At 69.7% G+C, this 18,644-nt stretch carries 17 protein-coding genes; 4 read left to right on the plus strand and 13 right to left on the minus strand.

The annotated features are described in order from the left end of the window. Window positions 1–67: 67 nt before the first annotated feature. The 11 genes from DTS01S_RS15265 to DTS01S_RS15315 all read right to left on the minus strand — a co-directional run bounded on the left by DTS01S_RS15265 (window position 68) and on the right by DTS01S_RS15315 (window position 13,521). Entirely contained in the window at window positions 68–1,099 is a 1,032-nt protein-coding gene (locus DTS01S_RS15265) for a sensor domain-containing diguanylate cyclase (protein WP_016453209.1), read from the minus strand. A gap of 168 nt (window positions 1,100–1,267) precedes the next feature. Continuing rightward, complete coding sequence (locus DTS01S_RS15270) at window positions 1,268–2,719, minus strand: ATP-binding protein (RefSeq protein ID WP_017405436.1); 1,452 nt, start codon at window positions 2,717–2,719, stop codon at window positions 1,268–1,270. Beyond that, entirely contained in the window at window positions 2,716–3,390 is a 675-nt protein-coding gene (locus DTS01S_RS15275; protein ID WP_017405435.1) for a response regulator, read from the minus strand. The genes DTS01S_RS15270 and DTS01S_RS15275 overlap by 4 nt, the downstream gene beginning before the upstream one ends. Window positions 3,391–3,587: 197 nt before the next feature. Further along, the gene (locus DTS01S_RS15280; protein WP_012203525.1) at window positions 3,588–3,992 is read right to left on the minus strand and encodes a hypothetical protein; all 405 of its coding nucleotides are present in this window, start codon (window positions 3,990–3,992) and stop codon (window positions 3,588–3,590) included. Window positions 3,993–4,027: 35 nt separating this feature from the next. Further along, complete coding sequence (locus DTS01S_RS15285; protein ID WP_254788019.1) at window positions 4,028–5,551, minus strand: phosphatase domain-containing putative toxin; 1,524 nt, start codon at window positions 5,549–5,551, stop codon at window positions 4,028–4,030. Window positions 5,552–5,838: 287 nt separating this feature from the next. Continuing rightward, a complete protein-coding gene (locus tag DTS01S_RS15290; RefSeq protein WP_017405433.1) occupies window positions 5,839–7,392 on the minus strand; it encodes a Do family serine endopeptidase in 1,554 nt (517 codons plus the stop codon). A 95-nt stretch (window positions 7,393–7,487) separates the two neighbouring features. Beyond that, entirely contained in the window at window positions 7,488–7,856 is a 369-nt protein-coding gene (gene arsC, locus DTS01S_RS15295; protein WP_016447918.1) for an arsenate reductase (glutaredoxin), read from the minus strand. A gap of 31 nt (window positions 7,857–7,887) precedes the next feature. Then, window positions 7,888–9,204 (minus strand): nucleobase:cation symporter-2 family protein, encoded by a 1,317-nt coding sequence (locus DTS01S_RS15300; protein ID WP_013804016.1) that lies wholly within the window; start codon window positions 9,202–9,204, stop codon window positions 7,888–7,890. Window positions 9,205–9,410: 206 nt separating this feature from the next. Further along, window positions 9,411–10,796 (minus strand): 8-oxoguanine deaminase, encoded by a 1,386-nt coding sequence (locus DTS01S_RS15305; protein WP_013804017.1) that lies wholly within the window; start codon window positions 10,794–10,796, stop codon window positions 9,411–9,413. A 112-nt stretch (window positions 10,797–10,908) separates the two neighbouring features. Beyond that, on the minus strand, window positions 10,909–11,817 hold the full coding sequence (locus DTS01S_RS15310) for a LysR family transcriptional regulator (RefSeq protein WP_012203519.1): 909 nt from the start codon (window positions 11,815–11,817) through the stop codon (window positions 10,909–10,911). Window positions 11,818–11,874: 57 nt separating this feature from the next. Beyond that, window positions 11,875–13,521, minus strand: a complete 1,647-nt coding sequence (locus DTS01S_RS15315; protein ID WP_061288035.1) for an ABC transporter permease — start codon at window positions 13,519–13,521, stop codon at window positions 11,875–11,877. A gap of 212 nt (window positions 13,522–13,733) precedes the next feature. Here DTS01S_RS15315 and DTS01S_RS15320 point away from each other — a divergent pair, with 212 nt between their 5' ends. The 4 genes from DTS01S_RS15320 to DTS01S_RS15335 all read left to right on the plus strand — a co-directional run bounded on the left by DTS01S_RS15320 (window position 13,734) and on the right by DTS01S_RS15335 (window position 17,377). Continuing rightward, window positions 13,734–14,831: an ABC transporter ATP-binding protein gene (locus tag DTS01S_RS15320; RefSeq protein ID WP_061288097.1), complete on the plus strand. Its 1,098-nt coding sequence runs from the start codon at window positions 13,734–13,736 to the stop codon at window positions 14,829–14,831. Between the two features lie 97 nt (window positions 14,832–14,928). Next, window positions 14,929–16,326: a SpoIIE family protein phosphatase gene (locus DTS01S_RS15325; RefSeq protein WP_061288037.1), complete on the plus strand. Its 1,398-nt coding sequence runs from the start codon at window positions 14,929–14,931 to the stop codon at window positions 16,324–16,326. After that, window positions 16,323–16,955: a DUF6272 family protein gene (locus DTS01S_RS15330; protein ID WP_061288038.1), complete on the plus strand. Its 633-nt coding sequence runs from the start codon at window positions 16,323–16,325 to the stop codon at window positions 16,953–16,955. The genes DTS01S_RS15325 and DTS01S_RS15330 overlap by 4 nt, the downstream gene beginning before the upstream one ends. 35 nt (window positions 16,956–16,990) lie before the next feature. After that, window positions 16,991–17,377, plus strand: coding sequence for a DUF1987 domain-containing protein (locus tag DTS01S_RS15335; RefSeq protein ID WP_016447926.1), 387 nt, complete (start codon window positions 16,991–16,993; stop codon window positions 17,375–17,377). Between the two features lie 25 nt (window positions 17,378–17,402). Here DTS01S_RS15335 and DTS01S_RS15340 read toward each other — a convergent pair whose 3' ends face one another. Together DTS01S_RS15340 and DTS01S_RS15345 are read right to left on the minus strand one after the other, a co-directional pair. After that, the gene (locus DTS01S_RS15340) at window positions 17,403–17,879 is read right to left on the minus strand and encodes a GNAT family N-acetyltransferase (RefSeq protein ID WP_016447927.1); all 477 of its coding nucleotides are present in this window, start codon (window positions 17,877–17,879) and stop codon (window positions 17,403–17,405) included. Window positions 17,880–17,893: 14 nt separating this feature from the next. Continuing rightward, window positions 17,894–18,643 (minus strand): lysophospholipid acyltransferase family protein, encoded by a 750-nt coding sequence (locus DTS01S_RS15345; RefSeq protein ID WP_016453195.1) that lies wholly within the window; start codon window positions 18,641–18,643, stop codon window positions 17,894–17,896. Window position 18,644 lies beyond the last annotated feature (1 nt).

The following is an 18,644-nucleotide window of genomic DNA, read 5'->3' on the forward strand; positions in this document are numbered from 1 at the left end:
AGCCGCCAGACAGGCCAGAGCAAGGCAGCAACAGGCCCTGGCCGCCGGACCAGTGCCTGCGGCTAGCTCAATGCAGCGCGGTGCCCCTGGCGCCGCGGCTGCGTGCCATCTTGACGCGGTACATGGCCGCATCGGCCTTTTGCAGCGCGTCGTCGGCGTCAATGGAGTCCGGCCGCAGGCAGACCACGCCCACGCTGGCGCCGCCGTAGTCCAGCGTCTTGCCATCGGGCAGCTCGACCTTCATGACCGAGGCCTCCGACAGGCGCTGCTGCAGGTCGCGCGATACGGCGTCGGCCTCGCTGCCGAACAGCGGGCCCACGCCGATGAAGACGAACTCGTCACCGCCGAAGCGCGCCAGCATGTCGGCGCTGCGCAGATGGGAGGACAGGCGCTCTCCCATGGCGCGCAGCAGTGCGTCGCCGGCCTCGTGGCCGTGCTCGTCGTTCACGTTCTTGAAGCGGTCCAGGTCGATGAAGCCCACCACCACGCATTCCTGGCTGCGTGCGCAGCGCGCAATCAGCCGGCCCAGCTCGTCGGTGAGGCAGCGCCGGTTGGGCAGGCCGGTCAGCGGGTCCAGCAAGGCCAGTGCCGCCAGCTCCTGGTTGGCCTTGCTCAGGCTGGTGATGAGCTGCTCGCGCTCCACGCGCTCGGCGATGAGGTTGGCGAACAGGCGCAGCAGGCCCTGGGCCTCGGTGCTCAACGCCTGGGAGGTCTTGCTGGCCGCGCACAGCGTGCCGTAGAGCTGGCCGTCGGAAAAGCGTACCGGGGCGCTGGCGTAGGTGCGAATGCCCAGTTCACGCGCGGCCTCGGAGTCGCCCCAGCAGGCACCGACATCGGGCGTGTACATGCGGCCTTCGTCCAGGGCGCGCTTGCACAGCGTGTCGCCCCAGGGGACGACCAGGCCTTCGGGAATCTGCATCTCGCTCGCGTTGCGCGCGTACAGCACGCGCTGCTGGCCCTGTTCTTCGTTGATGGTGGTGAGATAGGTGGACTCCAGATGCGTACTCTCTTCGAGCATTTGCAGCAGGGGCCGCGTCAACTCTTCCAGAGAATGCGCCTGGGTCACGGACTGGGACAGGCGCTGGACAAGGGACTCCATGAAATACCTCTCGAAATGACGACGGAAGCAGACTGCCCGCGCGCCTGATGAGGGAATGGGAAGGCAGGCGGGCCGGCACCAATTTGGGGATTGTGACCCGGCCAGACGCAGGCGGGAAGCATCCCGGCCGCGCTGCAGGCCGACAAGCCTGCGCGCCACGCGCCGCTGTCAGCAGGCCGACACAGGCGGCCATATCACCTGCACGCGCAGGCCGCCCAGCGTGGGCGAGCGGTCGAGCAGCAGGCGTGCTCCATGCCGCTGGGCAATGGTCTGCACGATGGCCAGGCCCAGTCCGCTGCCCTGCGCCTGCTGGCCCGCAGAAGCCGCTGAAGGCCCGCGCACAAAGCGCCGCAGCACCAGTTCGCGCTCGCTTTCGGCAATGCCGGGGCCCGAGTCCTCGACCACCAGCGCGCGGCCCTGGGCATCGCTGCGCCAGCCCACATCGACGCGGCCGCCTTGCGGAACGTACTTGATGGCGTTGTCCAGCAGGTTGCGCACCAGCATCTGCAAGGCCTGTGCGTCGCCCGCCACGGCAAAGGACTGCCGCAGATGCGGGGACTCGCTCAGGCCCATGTCCAGGCCGTGCTGCTGGGCCGCCACGGCCTGGTCCGCCAGGGCCTGCTCTACCACCTCGCGCAGGTCCACGTCGGCAGGTGCGGCCGTGGCAGCGCCGTGCTGCCCCTGCATGCCTTGCGGGCCTGGGGCCGTGCCTTGTACCGTGCCTTGGGCTTCCTGCCGCGCCAATGTCAACAATTGTTCGACGAGCCGTGTGGCCCGGTCTATGCCGGCCGAAAGACGCTGCACGGCCTCGTCATGCGCGGCCGCATCGGGCGCGCGCTGCAAGGCCACCAGTTGCAGCTTGAGCGCGGCCAGCGGAGAGCGCAGCTCGTGCGCGGCGTCGGCCACGAAGTGCTGCTGCGCCTCGAAGGCCTGGCCCACGCGCTGCAGCAGCGCGTTGAGCTCGGCCACCAGGGGCCGCACCTCGTCGGGCAGGCCCTCGGCAGGCACGGGGGCCAGGTCCTGCGGGCGGCGCGCGGCCAGCTCGCGGCGCACGCGCTGCACGGGCGCCAGCGAACTGCGCACCACCCACCACACGGCCAGCGCCAGCACGGGCGCCAGCAAGGCGATGGGCAGCAGGCTTTGCCAGGCGGCATCGCGCGCCAGCGTGCGGCGCACGCGCATGTCCTGCGCCACCTGGATCACCTGCGAGCGCGTCTGCAGCGAGAACACGCGGTAGACGGTGCCGCGCGCGGGCACATCGGCAAAGCCCAGCACGGCCATCTGCGGCAATGCCGCACCCAGCGCGGACTCGAAAATGCGCAGGCCCTCGTTGGTCCAGACCTGGACGATGAATTCGTGGTTCTCATCCTCGGGCGGCGTGCCCTGGGGCCTGCCGCGCGCATCCACCGGCAGGCCGGCGCGCAGCGCGAAGGCGGTCTGCTGCATCTGGTAGTCGAACAAGGTGTCGGTCTGCAGCAGCGCGTTGCGGTAGGCCAGCAGGCCCTGCAGCAGCGCGGTGAGCACGATGGCCGCCCCCAGGAACAGGAGCAGCCGCGTGCCCAGTGCGCCGGGCAGGCGGCCGCGCAGCCGGGCGATGACAGAGGAAGCCGGCGCCGTCATGGCTTGGGCACCATGTAGCCCACGCCGCGCACATTGAGGATCAGCCCCGCGCCCAGCTTCTTGCGCAGGCCGTGGATGTAGACCTCGATGGCGTTGCTGCTGACCTCGTCGCCCCAGCCGTAGAGCTTGTCCTCGATCTGCTGGCGCGACAGCGTGCTGCCCGGGCGCGCCAGCAGCGTCTCCAGCACCGCCCATTCGCGGCCGGAAAGCACCACGTCGCGCCCCTCGACACTGGCCTCGCGCGTGGCGGGATTGAGCCGCACGCCTTCGCGCTCGTACAGCGGATCCATTGCGCCCGACGCCCGGCGCGCCAGCGCACGCAGCCGCGCGAGCAGCTCGTCCAGGTCATAGGGTTTGACCACGTAGTCGTCGGCCCCCGCATCCAGCCCGGCAATGCGGTCGCGCACGGCATCGCGCGCCGTGGCCACCAGCACCGGCGTGCGGTCGCGGCGCCCGCGCAGGCGGCGCAGCACCTGCAAACCGTCCTGCCCCGGCAGGCCCAGGTCCAGCAGCACCATGTCATAGCCATGGCCGCCACCCGGGCCGGGGCACAGGGCCGCATCGGCCTGCAGGCCGTCACGGACCCAGTCCACCGCATGGCCCTCGCCGCGCAGCAGGGTCTGCACGGCCTCGCCGATCATGGCGTCATCTTCGACAAGCAGTAAGCGCATGGCAGAAGAATAGCTCCCTGCAAGGCTGGCTCAGTTCTGAGGCACATGCCGCCCGAAACTGGCGCGCTCAAACGTCAGGGACAGCGAGCAAGGGCCTAAGCCGGCCGCGCCGCCCCGCCGCGAGGCTGTCGTCCCCCTCCTTCGCGAAGCGATTAGAGAGGGGGAAGGCGCGCAGCGACTCAGGGGGTGAGCGGCGGTCACACCGCCGCTTCAATCTTCGGCATGGCCATGCGGGCCTTGGTCAGCGCCATGCCCAGGTTGGCCGTGCGCCGGCAGACGAAGACGGCCACGTAGTCGGGCATGAGCTTGCCGCGCAGGAAGACGTGGATGAGGTTGTCGCTGTTGACGATGAGTTCCTGGAAGTAGTGGTGGCCGTCGTCCTTGAGGCCGCGCGACTTCTTGAACAGGCTCTCGATCATCGAGACGTTGGGGCCGTTGAACAGGTCGGCCGTGGCAGCGGCCACGAGATCGATGACTTCGCGCGGATGCGAGTCCACCGTGCGGATGGCCAGCAGCATGCCGGAGGCGGCATCCACATAGCCGATGGCCAGACATTCGGGCACCGAACCGGCCACCTCGCTCAAAACGTTATCCAGGCTCATTGCAGCTTTCCTTTTTTGTGAATGGATGTGATCGGTCAGCCCATCTTCAGCAGCAGTGCCACTTCGTACGCATACAGCAGGTCCTCCTGGGCCTGGGACTGCACGTACTGGGCATCGATGAGGCGCACGCGGCGCAGCGCCTCGTCGGCGGTGAGGCCCTCGCGCACCAGCCATGCGGCCAGCACCGTGCCCGTGCGGCCCAGGCCGGCCAGGCAGTGCACGGCCAGCACCTCGCCCGCGCGCAGCATGGCCGACATGCGCGCCAGCAGCATCTGGATCTGGGCCACCGACGGTGATTCGTGGTCCCGCACCGGCAGGTGCAGGTTGCGCAGGCCATGGCGCTGCAGCGGCTCCTGCGGCAGGTCGTTTTCGGTCAGCGTGATCAGCACGGTGACGCCGCAGCCGCGCAGGGCCTTCAGGTCGAAGTCCATGGACTGCACCACGCCCGGTTGCGGCGCGCCCGCCAGCCGGCCCGGCACCAGCCAGGCAAAGCCGCTGGGGCCACGGCTGGCCGGCACGGCCTGCGGGTCGGCCACCAGCGGCTGCCAGTCCACCAGCACGGAGGGATTGACGGCGCGCGGCCGGGCTGCTGCAGCGGCAGCGGGTGTCGGTGCGGGTGCGGGTACCGGCGCAGGCACGGGTACGGGCTCAGGTGCAGGCATGGGTTCGGATGCAGGCTCGGCGGCCACTGCGTCCGACAGGAATTCGGAGATCGCGGCCACGGCCGCTGCAGGCAGCGGAGGAGGCAGGGGCACGCCCTCCTCCAGGTCTTCGGCCCGCGCATCGGGAGAGGCCACGGCACAGCTGCCGGTGCGCAGGAACTGCTGGCCCGCCAGCGACAGCGGTGCACGCTGGAAGGCTTCCATGGATTGCGCCTCGGCGATGCGGCCGCCGGCCAGCAGCAGCATGTCCTGCGCCACGGCCTGTGCGTGCTGCTGGTGGTGCGTGCTCATCAGCACGGCCGTGCGCCGGGCCACCTGGCGCAGCAGCTCCAGCAGCACGAAGGCCTCGTAGCCCTCAAGCTCTGCCGTGGGCTCGTCCACCATCAGCAGGGCCGGCTCGGCCAGCGCCTCGCGCAGGATGGCCACGGCACGCTGCTGCACGGGGGACAGCTGCAGCGCCGGCTGGTCGAACATCAGCGCAAGCTCGGGAAAGCCGAAGGCCTGCACCTGCGCGCGGCACCAGTCGCGCAGCGCATGCGGCACGAGCTTGAGGCGGGGCCGGGCCAGCTCGACGATGGCGTCGAAGGTGCTGGCCATCATCAGCCGGGCCTGCTGCTGCACCAGGCGCGGCGCCTGCATGGCGCCAGCCCATTCCTGGCCCGCGTAGCGCACGCTGCCCCAACGGCGAAAGCGCGGATTGGCGGCATTGAGATCGGCCAGCGTGCGCAGCAGCGTGGACTTGCCCGAGCCGCTGGGGCCCATCAGGGCCGTGATGCCGTGGGTGGGCAGCGTGAAGTCCACCTCAGCCAGGATGACGCGCGCGCCGAACGATGCGCCCAAACCCGCCGCCTGCAAGCTGTAGTCCTGCTTCAAAGCATGCCCTTCCTGTTTTGCCATGGGCCCTTGCGGGCGCTTCTTCCTGAAACCAGAACGGTGCACGCCCGCCTGGATGGGCCGGCAGTCTAAGCGTATTCGCTCTATCTCAAATCGTCACAATTTGAAACACCGCTAACGCAAAAGGACGCGAATTCACAGAATACAACCATCACATTGCCGCACGAATGCAGGAATAGCCAGCCACTGGCCGGTTGAATTCCCCATGCAATAAGCCCCGGCACATTCGTGCCGGGGCTGTGCGATCAATTCAGTGTGCAGGTGCTTTTCAGTCCCTTACCTCCTTTCGCTTACCCGAGACGTACGGGAACAAATATCCTGTTGCCATCGCGCCAAATCAGCACGGCCACGGTCTTGCCGGCCTTGGCCATGGCGGCGCGCACGGCCTCGATATCTCCGGCAGGCGAGCCATTGATGGACAGCAGCACATCGCCCTGCGTGATGCCGGCCTCGGCCGCCGGGCCTGCGGCGTCGGCAACGACCAGGCCGTCCTTCACGCCGATCTGCTGCTTTTCCTCGGGCTGCAGCGGGCGCAGGGCCAGGCCCAGCTTGCCCTTGCCGGCGTCGGGCTTGTCCTTGGCCACCTTGGCAGCCTTGTCGCTGGCATCGCCCAGCACGGCGCTGAGCGTGCGGGCCTCGCCGTTGCGCCATATCTCCAGCGTGACCTTCTGGCCCGGCAGCGCCTGGCCCACAAAGGCCGGCAGATCACCCGAGCCCACGATGGGCTGGCCATCGATCTTGCGCACCACGTCGCCGGGCTCCAGTCCCGCCTTGGCGGCAGGGCCGCTCTTGTCCACGCTGGACACCAGGGCGCCTTCGGGACGGTCGAGCTTGAAGGAATCGGCAAAGGCCTGGTTCACCTCCTGCACGGCCACGCCCAGCCGCGCATGCTGCACCTTGCCCGTGGCCACGATCTGCTGCTGCACGCGCGTGGCCACCTCGATGGGAATGGCGAAGGACACGCCCTGGTAGCCGCCCGAACGCGAGTAGATCTGGCTGTTGATGCCCACCACCTCGCCGCGCGCATTGAACAGCGGGCCGCCCGAGTTGCCGGGGTTGATGGCCACGTCGGTCTGCAGGAAAGGCACGAAGCTGTCGTCCGGCAGGGTGCGGCCCTTGGCGCTGACCACACCGGCCGTCACGCTGCTCTCGAAGCCGAAGGGCGAGCCGATGGCCAGCACCCAGTCGCCCACGCGCAGATCGGCCGTCTTGCCCAGCGACACCGTGGGCAGGTTCTTCGCCTCGATGCGCAGCACGGCCACGTCGGTCTTGGGATCGGCGCCCAGCACCTTGGCGCTGAACTCGCGCCGGTCGGTCAGCTTGACGGTCACCTCCTTGGCGCCGCGCACCACGTGGGCGTTGGTCAGGATCAGGCCGTCGCTGGAGACGATGAAGCCCGAGCCTTCGCCGCGCGTGGGCACATCGCGCTGGGGCTGGCCCTGGCCCATGCCCGGCATGCCGGGCACGCCGAAGCGGCGGAAGAATTCAAAGAACGGATCGTTGGGGTCCATGCCCGGCACGCCCTGCTGCCCCTGGCGCGCTGCGGCCTCGTCGCCGTCCTCGCCCATGGCACGCGAGCTGCCGACCACGCTGATGTTGACCACGGCCGCGCCATTGCGCGCCGTGATGTCGGCAAAGTTGGGCGCCGCCACGGCACCGGCGGGAGAAGCTGGAGAAGCGGCAGAAGCAGGCTGTGCCGCAGGCGCAAACAGCGACGTGGCGGCACGCGCATCGCCATGCACCACACCAACCAGACCGGCGCCCGTGGCGCCCAGGGCGCCGATGGCACCTGCGGCCACCAGGGCCAGCACCAGACGGCGGGGAGTCGACAGAATCTTGTTCATGGCAGACCTTTCCTCAAAAGCAGCGTTCCTTGCTGCGTTGGGGAGAAGTCTGAAGGGGCAGACTTAGGCGAGGCTTAGAGGCCTCGCCGTGCATCTCAGATCAGCGCCAGCACCTTCTCCGGCGGGCGGCACAGCGCCGCGCCCTTGGGCGTGACGACGATGGGGCGGTTGAGCAGCACCGGGTGCTCGGCCACGGCGGCGAGCAACTGCGCATCGCTGGCCAATGCATCGCCCAGGCCCAGCTCGGCGAAGACGGCTTCCTTGCTGCGCAGCAGCTCGCGCACGGGCATGCCCAGCTGCCGGACCAGGGCCTGCAGTTGCTCAGCGTCCAGGGGCTGGGCGATGTAGTCGACGATGGTCGGCTCTATGCCGTTGTCGCGCAGCAGGGCCAGCGCGCCGCGCGAGTTGCTGCAGCGGTTGTTGTGGTAGATGGTGATGTCGGTGCGGGGGGCGGTGGTGTTCATGGGCCGCAGTGTAGGCCCATGAAAATGCGCCTCAGGCCACGGCTTCCTCGGGATGGGCATCGACCTCGCGGCCGGGCAGCAGCAGGTTCAGCCCCACCGCGACCAGGGCGCCGACGGTAATGCCCGAGCCGAAGACTTCGCGCACGAAGGCAGGCATGCGGGCCAGCAGGTCCGGGCGCACCGTGACCGCCAGGCCGCAGCCCAGCGAGACCGCGATGATCAGGCTGGCGCGCCGCGAGTGCTCGGCGCCGCTGAGCATGCGGATGCCGGCAGAAATGATCATGGCAAACATCATCAGCCCCGCGCCGCCGAGCACGGGCTGCGGAATCGTCACCACCAGTGCGCCCAGCACGGGAAAGAGTCCGGCCAGCAGCAGCATGACGCCCGTCAGCATGACCACATGGCGGCTGGCCACGCCGGTCAGCGAGACCACGCCCACGTTCTGGGCGAAGGTGGACAGCGGAGGGCTGGACATCACGGCCGCGAAGGCCGAGCCCACGCCGTCGCACAGCATGCCGCTGGACAGGCGCTTGCCGTCGATGCGCGTCTGCGTGGCCGCGCCCAGGGCCATGAAGGTGCCCGTGGTCTCGACGATGGTCACCAGAAAAGCGATGGACATGGCGACGATGCCGGCCACCGGGAACGTCATGCCGAAGGTCAGCGGCTGCGGGATGGCGAAGACCGCGGCCTCGCTCACCTGGGTGAAGTCGATCAGGCCCAGCGCCAGGCACAGCACATAGCCGCAGGCGATGCCCAGCACCACGGCCGAGGCAGAGACGATGCCCCTGCCCCACTGCACGAAGCCGATCACCAGCACCAGCACGAAGCCGGCGATGGCCAGGTGGCCGATCGCGCCGTAGTCGCTGCGGCCCACGCCGCCCGCAGCCCAGTCCACGGCGACGGGGGTCAGCGACAGGCCGATCATGGTCACGACCACGCTGGTCACGGTGTGCGGGAAGAAGCGGCGGATCACGGGCATGAAGTAGCTGCCCACGATCATCACCAGCGACCCTACCAGCGAGGAGCCCAGGATGCCGGCCACGCCATGCTCCAGCCCCACGCTGATGCCCGCGCCCACGAAGGCGAAGCTGGTGCCCATGACGCAGGGCAGCCGTATGCCCACGGGCCCCACCCCCCTGCACTGGACGATGGTGACCACGCCCGAGCCCAGCAGCGCTGCATTCACCAGCGCCACGATCTGGTCGGCCGGCAGCTTGAGCGCCCCGCCGAAGACCAGGGGCACGGCGATGATGCCGCCCAGCGCCGCCAGCAGGTGCTGCAGCGACAGAAGGACCGTGGTGATGAGCATTGGCGGTCGGTCTTCCACCTTGTAAAGCAGTTGTTCCATTGTCTTGTCTCCTTGTGTCCTGGCCGTTGGCCTCTTCAGAGGCGCTTGTATGTATGTCGGGGCAGTGGTGCCGGAAAAGGGTGGGGGTCCTGAAAGTGCTGTCCGGGTCTTCGAGCCTCCTGGAGATGCTTCGGGGGAATGGCGCAGCGCGGCAGGTCGGCACCCGCGATGGCCTGGGTGCCGGCCTGCCGCGCTGCAGGGTGATGTCAGTGGCCCGCTGCGCGCTCGAACAGCGTGCGGGCCAGTTCGCGGTGGCGGGTCAGCACGCGCGGCAGGTCGGCCGTGAGCAGGTGGCCGTCACGCACCACGACACGGCCGTTGATGACGCTGGTGGACACGTCGGTGGGCGTGCAGAACACGAGCGCGGCCACGGGGTCATGGCCTGCGCCCGCGTAACCCACGCCCGACATGTCGAAGGCCACGAAGTCGGCCGACATGCCCGGCGCCAGCGCGCCGATGTCGTCGCGCCCCAGCACGCGCGCGCCGCCCAGGGTGGCGATCTCCAGCGCCTCGCGCGCGCCCATGGCGGCAGGGCCGTGGCCCACGCGCTGCAGCAGCAGGGCCTGGCGCGCCTCGCCCAGCATGTGGGCGCCGTCGTTGGAGGCGCTGCCGTCCACGCCCAGGCCCACGGGCACGCCCGCATCGCGCATGGTGCGCACGGGCGCAATGCCCGAGGCCAGGCGCATGTTGGAGCACGGGCAATGCGCCACGCCCGTGCCCGTGCGCGCGAACAGCGCAATGCCCTCGGCATCGAGCTTGACGCAGTGGGCATGCCAGACATCGGGGCCGACCCAGCCCAGGCTTTCGGCGTACTGCGCGGGGGTGAGGCCGAATTTCTCGCGAGAGAAGGCGACGTCGTTGTCGTTCTCGGCCAGGTGGGTGTGCAGCGACACGCCATGCGCACGCGCCAGCACGGCGGACTCGCGCATCAGCTCGCGCGTCACCGAAAACGGCGAGCACGGCGCCAGCACCACGCGCAGCATGGAGTGGCGTGCGCTGTCGTGGTACTGCTGGATCAGGCGCAGGCTGTCGCGCAGGATGGCTTCCTCTTCCTCCACCACCGCGTCGGGCGGCAGGCCGCCCTTGCTGCGGCCCAGGCTCATGGAGCCGCGCGCCGCATGAAAGCGCATGCCCATCTGCTGCGCCGCGGCGATGGAGTCATCCAGCCGAGCGCCATTCGGATACAGGTACAGGTGGTCGCTGGTGGTGGTGCAGCCCGACAGCATCAGCTCGGCCATGGCGGTCTGGGTGGAGACGTGGATCATCTCCGGCGTGAGGTGCGACCACAGCATGTACAGGTTGGTCAGCCACGAGAACAGCTCCGCATCCTGCGCGGCAGGCACGGCGCGCGTGAGGCTCTGGTACATGTGGTGGTGCGTGTTGACCAGGCCCGGCATCACCACGCGGCCGCGCATGTCCAGCACCTGGGCCGTGCCGTCGTCCACCATGCGGCGGTACTGCGGCGGCAGATCGGCCGTGGCGCCCACCCATTGCACGGCCGGGCCGTCGGCCACCAGGGCGCCGTCGCGGATCTCGCGGCGCTGCGCATCCATGGTGACGAGTACATCGGCGTTCAGTGCGATCAAGGTCATGGCGTTCTCTTCTTCGAAATGGAAAAGCCGCCAGTCTAGGAAGGACACGCCATTGCCGATAGCGCTGAATTCCGCCCGATGTGTCCACAAAAAGTGGACAAGTGCCTAAGACTCACCGCCCCCCGGCAAACAGCCTTGCCAGCGCCTGGCCGATGGACTGGGCCATCAGCTCGCCCGCCGCGCTCAACTGCCCCCTGGCCCGGCCGGTCAGCACCAGCGTCTGCCGCCGCAGATGCGCATCGCGCAAAGGCACGAAGACCAGGGCATTGCGGCTGCGCTCCTCCATCACGTCCAGCGGGTTGAGCAGGGCGATGCCCTCGCCCAGCATGACCAGGCGCTGGATCAGCGCCATGGAGGTGGACTCGGCCACGGGCGTGACCTCGATGGCGTTGCGCGCAAAGGCTTCGTCCAGCAGGCTGCGGATGGACAGCGGCGGCGCGGGCAGGATGAGCGGATGGCCTATGCACTCGCTGAGCAGCACGGACGATTGGCGCGCCAGCGCATGCCGGGGCGGCACGATGGCGCCGATCTGCCATTCGCTGGTGGCCAGCGCGCGCAGCGCGGGGCGTTCGGACAGGTCGTAGGCCAGGCCCAGGTCGGCGTCGCCGCCTTCCACGGCGGCCGCGATGTCGCTCAGGGGCAGGTCGATGATGCGCACCACGATGCCCGGGTGACGCTGGCGGAATTCATGCACCAGCGAGGGCAGCAGCGAGCCGGCCAGCCCCGTGGTCGCGGCCACGGTGATCTCGCCGCTGCGCGCGCCCTGCAGTTCGGCAATGCGCTCGCGCAGCGCCGCATGCTCGCGCAGCGTGGCGCGCACATGGGCCAGCACCATCTCGCCCGTCGGGGTGAGGCGCAGGCGCTTGTGGATGCGCTCGAACAGGGGCGTGCCCAGCTCGGCCTCCAGGTCGAGGATCTGGCGGTTGACGGCCGTGGGGGCCACGTGCAGATGTTCGGCCGCCTTGCGGATGGAACCGCGGCGGACTACTTCGTCGAGATAGCGCAGGACTCTGGCGTGCATGGCGCGAGCGTAGCGGGGTTTGCCGGGCCGCGCTTTGCAGCGCCCGGCGGCGCAGGCTCAGCGGGCCGTGCCCGGGCGCTCGGCGCGCAGCGTGCGGCTGAGCATGATCACGGGGATCAGGCCCACCAGCACCAGGGCCAGCGACGGCAGGGCGGCCTCGCCCAGGCGTTCGTCGCGCGCGAGCTGGTAGGCCACGACGGCCAGGGTGTCGCTGTTGAAGGGGCGCAGCACCATGGTGGCGGGCAGCTCCTTCATCACATCGACGAAGACCAGCAGCGCCGCCGCCGCCGTGGAGCGCCTGAGCAGCGGCCAGTGCACGCGCGACAGCATGCCCCAGGCGCCCGCGCCCAGCATGCGGGCCGAGTCGTCCAGGCTGGGCGCGATGCGCGCATAGCCGCTTTGCATGGACTGCAGGGCCACGGCGCAAAAGCGCACCAGGTAGGCCCAGACAATGCCCACGGCGGTGGCCGTGACCAGGCCGGCAAACCCCCATTCGGGCCGCACCTGCTGCACCCAGCCCACGGGCAGCAGCAGGCCGACGACGACCACGGCGCCCGGCACCGCATAGCCCAGGCTGGCCAGTTGCACCACGCCGCGCGTGACGGCCGACTCCTTGTGGCGGCGCACGGCAAACGCCAGGGCCACGGCGATGATGACGGCCAGCACCGAGGTGATGGCGCCCAGGCGCACGCTGTTGAGCGCCCAGTCGAGGAAGCGGTCCCAGGGCAGCACCGACCAGTCGGCCGCCAGCGGGCGCAGCATGAAGAACACGGGCGCCACAAAGCCCATGAGCACAGGCAGCAGGCACACCAGCCAGGCCAGCGCGCAGCGCCAGCCGCGCAGGCGCAGCGGCTGCGCCTCGGCCGAGCCGGCGCGGCCCGTGCTGCCGGTGACGAAGCGCATGCGCCGCTGCGCGCGCAGCTCCAGCTGCAGCAGCAGCACCACCAGCACCAGCAGGAAGGTGGCCAGCTGCGCAGCGGCAATGCGGTTGTCCATGGACAGCCAGGCCTTGTAGATGCCCGTGGTGAAGGTCTGTATGCCGAAATAGCTGACCACGCCGAAGTCGGCCAGCGTCTCCATCACCACCAGGGCCACGCCAGCGGCCACGGCCGGGCGCGCCAGCGGCAGCGCCACCGACCAGATGCGCCGCGACAGCGGCGCGCCCATCAGGCGTGCGGCCTCCATCAGGTGCGCGGCGCGCTCGCCCAGCGCGGTGCGCGCCAGCAGGTAGACATACGGGTAGAGCGAGAAGATGAAGACCCAGACCGCGCCGCCGAGGCTGCGCACCTCGGGCAGGAGCCGGCCTTCCAGGCCATAGGTGTCGCGCATCCAGGTCTGCAGCGCGCCGCTGAACTGCAGGAAGTCGGTATAGGCATAGGCAGTGACATAGGCCGGCATGGCCAGCGGCAGCAGCAGCAGCCATTCCAGCTGGCGCCGGCCCCGGAAGTCGAACAGCGTCACGGCCGCCGCCGTGCCCGTGCCCACGATGGCCGCGCCCAGCGCCACCAGCAGGCCCAGCCAGACCGTGGTCCACAGGTAGCCGGGCAGCACGGTGGCGGCCATCTCGCGCAGGATGGAGCCGGCCAGGGCATCGCCCTGCCCCAGAGGCAGCCAGGAGCCGAGCACGGCCAGCACGGGCAGCATCAGCACCAGGGCCAGCAGGAGCAGGGGAAGGGAGCGGAGTACGGACGACAGACGGCGCAAAGCGGAGGTCTCGGCTAGAGGATGAGGGGGAGGATCTGGCTGCCGGGCTATGGAACGGGCCGGGATCCGCGGCAGCCACCGGCCTGTGGGCCGAGGTGCCGCCGAGACCGGACGTGCCTGCGGGCTGCTGGAGTCGGCGGGCTCCGGGCATGCCCCTGGCCCGCCAATGCAAATGCGAATTCTATTCATTTGCGCGGTTCTACAATCGCCGCATGTTTTTGACCGTCTCCCAACTCGAGGTGCGCTACCCGGGCCGCGACAGGCCTGCCGTGCAGGGCGTCACGCTGAATCTGGCCGCTGGCGACATCGGCGTGCTCATCGGCCCCTCGGGCTGCGGCAAGACCACGCTGCTGCGTGCCGTGGCGGGCCTGGAGCCCGTGAGCGGCGGCGAGATCCGCATCGACGGCCAGCTCGTGGGCAGCGCGGATTTCTCGCTCCCTCCCGAGCAGCGGCGCATCGGCATGGTGTTCCAGGACTATGCGCTGTTCCCCCATCTGAACGTGGGCCGCAACGTGGCCTTCGGCATCCACCATCTGCCCAAGGCGCGCCAGGCCGAGCGCGTGGCCGAGGTGCTGGAGCTGGTGGGCCTGGCCGGCAGTGCAGGAAGGTTTCCGCACGAGCTGTCAGGCGGCCAGCAGCAGCGCGTGGCGCTGGCCCGCGCGCTGGCGCCCAGCCCGCAGCTGATGCTGCTGGACGAGCCGTTTTCCAACCTCGACGTGGACCTGCGCGAGCGCCTGGCGCATGAGGTGCGCGGCATCCTCAAGGCCGCAGGCGCCACGGCCCTGTTCGTCACGCACGACCAGCTGGAGGCGTTTGCCATCGGCGACATGATCGGCGTGGTCCACCAGGGGCAGCTGCAGCAGTGGGACGACGCCTATTCGCTGTACCACCGGCCGGCCACGCGCTTCGTGGCGGACTTCATCGGCCACGGCGTCTTCGTGCCGGCCACGCTGGCGCCCAGCGGTGCCGGCGGCGTGGTGGCGCGCACGGCGCTGGGCGATCTGGTCGATCCGGCCACCTGCCCGCTGCCTGCGCAGTTTGCGGACGGCGAGTGCGATGTGCTGCTGCGCGCCGACGATGTGGTGCACGACGATGCCTCGCCCGTGCAGGCGCGCATCCTGCGCAAGGCGTTTCGCGGCTCGGAGTTCCTCTACACGCTGGAGCTGGCCAGCGGCCACAGCGTGCTGGCCCATGTGCCCAGCCACCACGACCATGCGGTGGGCGAGTGGGTGGGCATACGGCTGGACATGAATCACGTGGTCGCCTTCCCGCGCGAGAGACAGGGCACTGCGCAGACCGCAGCGGCCTGAGCAGGCGGCCGCCGCCGCGCCGTCCAGGCCTTTGTCATCCGACGGTCATGGGTGAAACCCAGAATCTGTCACATCTTGCGACAATTCAAGGCCACCCATGTTTGCTCTGGACCCCTCCTCCACGCAGCACGCTGCATCTGCTCCGACACCGGTTCCGGCGCTTGCCCCTGCGCCCGCCGCGCCACGCCTGCTGGCCCGCGCAGGCCAGCTCAGCCAGCCCACGGCGCCGATTCCCCCCGACACCAGCAACGAGGACGTGCACCGGCTGTTCAGCGAGCAGCCCCTGCTCGAAACCCTGGCCGTGGTGGCCGACGACCGGCCGCTGGGCCTGATCAACCGCCAGCGCTTCATGGAGCAGTACGCGCGGCCCTTTGCGCGCGACGTGTTCGGCCGCCGCAGCTGCCTGGTATTCACCGACACCGCGCCCATGGTGGTGGCGGCCGGCCTGCCCATCGACCAGCTGGTGCAGCAGGCGCTGGCCAGCGGCAGCCGCGTGCTCAAGGACGGCTTCATCACCGTCGAGGAAGGCCGCTATGCAGGCATAGGCACTGGCCACGCGCTGATGGCCGCCATGTCCGACATCGAGGCCGACAAGACGCGCCAGCTCATGGCCAGCATCGACTACGCCAGCCTGATCCAGCGCTCGCACCTGGTCGAGTCCGACCGCGTGCTGGCCAGCCAGCTGGCCGACCACGGCCTGCTGTGGGAGCCGCGCGACGTGGTGGGCGGCGATGCGTATTTCTTCCGTGCCACACCGCAGGGCCTGCTGGGCTGCATGTTCGACTGCACGGGCCACGGCGTGCCGGGCGCCTTCATGACGCTGATTGCCCTGTCCTTCCTCGAACAGGCCGTGGCGCCTGCAGGTATCGGCACCAGCGCCGGCACCGGCGCCGCCATCGACCCCGGCGCCCTGCTGGGCCAGATGAACCGCTACATCAAGCGCGTGCTGCAGCAGCGCACCCGCGACGCCCAGCCGGCCTGGGGCGCACCAGCGGCCCCCGCCGACGGCCTGCCGGCGGAGAAGACCTCCAGCGATGGCCTGGACGCCGCGCTGTTCCTGCAGTCGCCCTGCGGCACGCAACTGCGCTTTGCATCGGCCCGGCTGGACCTGCTGGTGGCGCCGCCCGGCGTGCAGGAGGCGGCCCAGGTGCAGATCCATGCCGGCGACAAGCTGGGCATAGGCTATGCGACCACGCCCGACGACGCGGCCTGGAGCACGCAGGTGCTGGAGGTCGCGCCTGGCTCGCTGCTGATGGTGGCCACCGATGGCGTCATCGACCAGTTGGGTGGGCCGCGCCAGATCGCCCACGGCAGAAAGCGCCTGGCGCGCTTCCTGCACGAGCAGCAGGACCGCCCCGCCGCCCAGGCCTGCGCCGAATTCCGGCAGGCCTTCGCCCAGTGGCAGGGCACGCAGCGCCGGCGCGACGATGTGTCTCTGCTGGTCTGGCGCAACCAGGCCCTGCAGCCCGCCACCTGCGTGCAAGGCCAGCCATGAGCCCGGCCGAATTCGCTCAGATGCGCGCCCAGGCCGAGCACAACGGCCTGCTGCTGTACTACGCGGGCACCTTCAACCCCCACGTGATCCAGGCGGCGGCCGACACGCTCAAGAGCCGCCTGGCCAGCGAGGACGGATCGAGCAGCGCCAAGCGCAAGCTGTTTTCCACCTTCATCGAGATGGCGCAGAACGTGCTGCACTACGCAGCGCCCCTGCCTGCGGCCGAAACCGGCCCCCGCCAGGCGCTCAGTGCGCCCGTGCCACAGGGCGCCATCGGCGTGGGCCGCATCGATGCGCTGGCCTGTGCCAAGGAGGCGGGCGCCGAGCAGGCGCCGGCCCGCTTCTGGATCGCCTGCAGCAATGCCGTGCGCAGCGAGCATGTGCCGCGCCTGGCCGCCAAGCTGGATGCCGTGCGCGCCATGAGCCACCCCGAGATCAAGGCCGCCTACAAGGCCCAGCTGCACAACACGGACCACGGCACCAGCGACGACATCAGCCGGGGCGCGGGCCTGGGCTGGCTGACCATTGCGCGCGATGCCTCGGCACCGCTGCAGTACCACATCGCCACGGGAGAGGACGCCGCCGAGACCGCGCCCCATGCCGTATTCCACGTCAAGGCGCTGATCTGAACGCCGGGCGTCCTTCAACGAACCGACCTGCCGCCATGCAAGCATTGAAATCCGAACGCACCTCCGTCACGCCCGAAGTGGTCTTCTCGCCGGCCGAGCAGCTTCTGCGCATCGAAGGCGAGTGCTATCCCGAAAATCCCCTGCCCTTCTTCAACCCCATCCTGTCCATGCTGGGCCGGTATTTCGAGGCCAGCCAGCCTCCTCGCTTCGTGGCCGAGATGAAGCTGCAGTACATCAACAGCGCCTCCACCATGGGCCTGCGCTCGCTGTTCGCGCTGCTGGACCAGGCCGGGCAAAAGGGCACGGACATCCGCGTGGTCTGGGCCTTTGACGAGGAGGACGACGCCATCGAGGAACTGGGCGCCGACCTGGTGGAGGACTTCGCCAACCTGGTGCTGGAGCGACAGCCCTACAGCAACTGAGGGCAGGCCTGCTCCGCCCTGGCCTTCAGGCCAGCGGCTTGCCCATGAGCACCGTGGTCAGGCCGCAGTCCCATTCCTCGTCGGGATAGGTGTCCAGCGTGGCATATCCCTGCGCCGTGTAAAAGCCCAGGGCCTGGGTGTTGAAGCTGTCGGTCTCCAGCCGCACCTGGGCGTGGCCGTCGGCGCGCATGGCCTGCTCCGCGTGGGCCAGCAGCGCACGGCCCACGCCGCGCCCCTGCCAGGCCGGCAGCACATGCAGGGCGCCGATGAAGTCATCCACGCGGTCCACGAAGCCGGCCACCACGCCATCGCACTCGGCCACCCAGAACAGGTGGCCGCGCGACTGCACGTACTGCGCGGTGCGGCCCGAGGCGCGGAACCGCGCATCCTTGTCCGCCGTCAGCTGCGGCTTCCAGGTGCTGTCGTAGGTGGCCCAGAGCACGGCGTTCAGGGCCGGAAGGTCATCGGGCCGCGAGGGCCGAAGCGAGAAGGTGTCTGTCATGTCGCTGGCAAGGTTCAGGCCTGGCGCAGCCGGTCCACCTCGGCATGCAGGTCCTGGGCCCAGACGCGGCGGTCGCGGCCATCGGCCGTCTGCGGCTGGCCATAGTGGACGGCGGCGACCAGGTCGTCGGCGCACAGCGTGCGCCAGATGGAGCCCAGCAGGGTTTCATCGCCCTCGTAGCTGGGCGCGTGGCTGATCTGGCCGGTGGCGCCGTCGATGAAGCGCAGGCCCACGGGCAGCACGGGCGCACCGATCTGCACGGCCGCCTGCAGCAAATTGGCATGGAAGGGCAGCAGCTTGCGGCCGTCGCCCGTCGTGCCTTCCGGGAAGATGGCCAGGATCTCGCGGCGCTGCAGGGATTCCTCCATGCTCTGCACCATGCGCCGCGCATCGCGGCGCGAGGTGCGCTCGATGTACAGCGTGCCCGCCGCCGTGGCCAGCGTGCCGATCAGCGGCCAGCCCTTGACGTCGGACTTGGAGATGAAGCGGCAATGCCGCGCCGCATGCAGCACGGGAATGTCGAGCCAGGAAATATGGTTGCTGACCATGAGCACGGGGCCCTGGCTCGGCGGCTCGCCCTGGATCTCCAGGCGCACGCCCGCATGGGCCAGCAACTGCAGGGCCCAGGCCTGCACATGGGCGTGCTGGCGCTCCTCGGGCAGCTGCGGAAAGCGCAGGGCCACGATCCACAGCCCCTTGCACACATGGCCGAACAGGCGCGCTGCGCGCAGCGTGGCGCGCCCTCCCCTGCGCAGACGGCTCATG

Source organism: Delftia tsuruhatensis NBRC 16741, from assembly GCF_001571325.1.
In the GTDB taxonomy this organism is placed as follows: domain Bacteria; phylum Pseudomonadota; class Gammaproteobacteria; order Burkholderiales; family Burkholderiaceae_C; genus Comamonas; species Comamonas tsuruhatensis.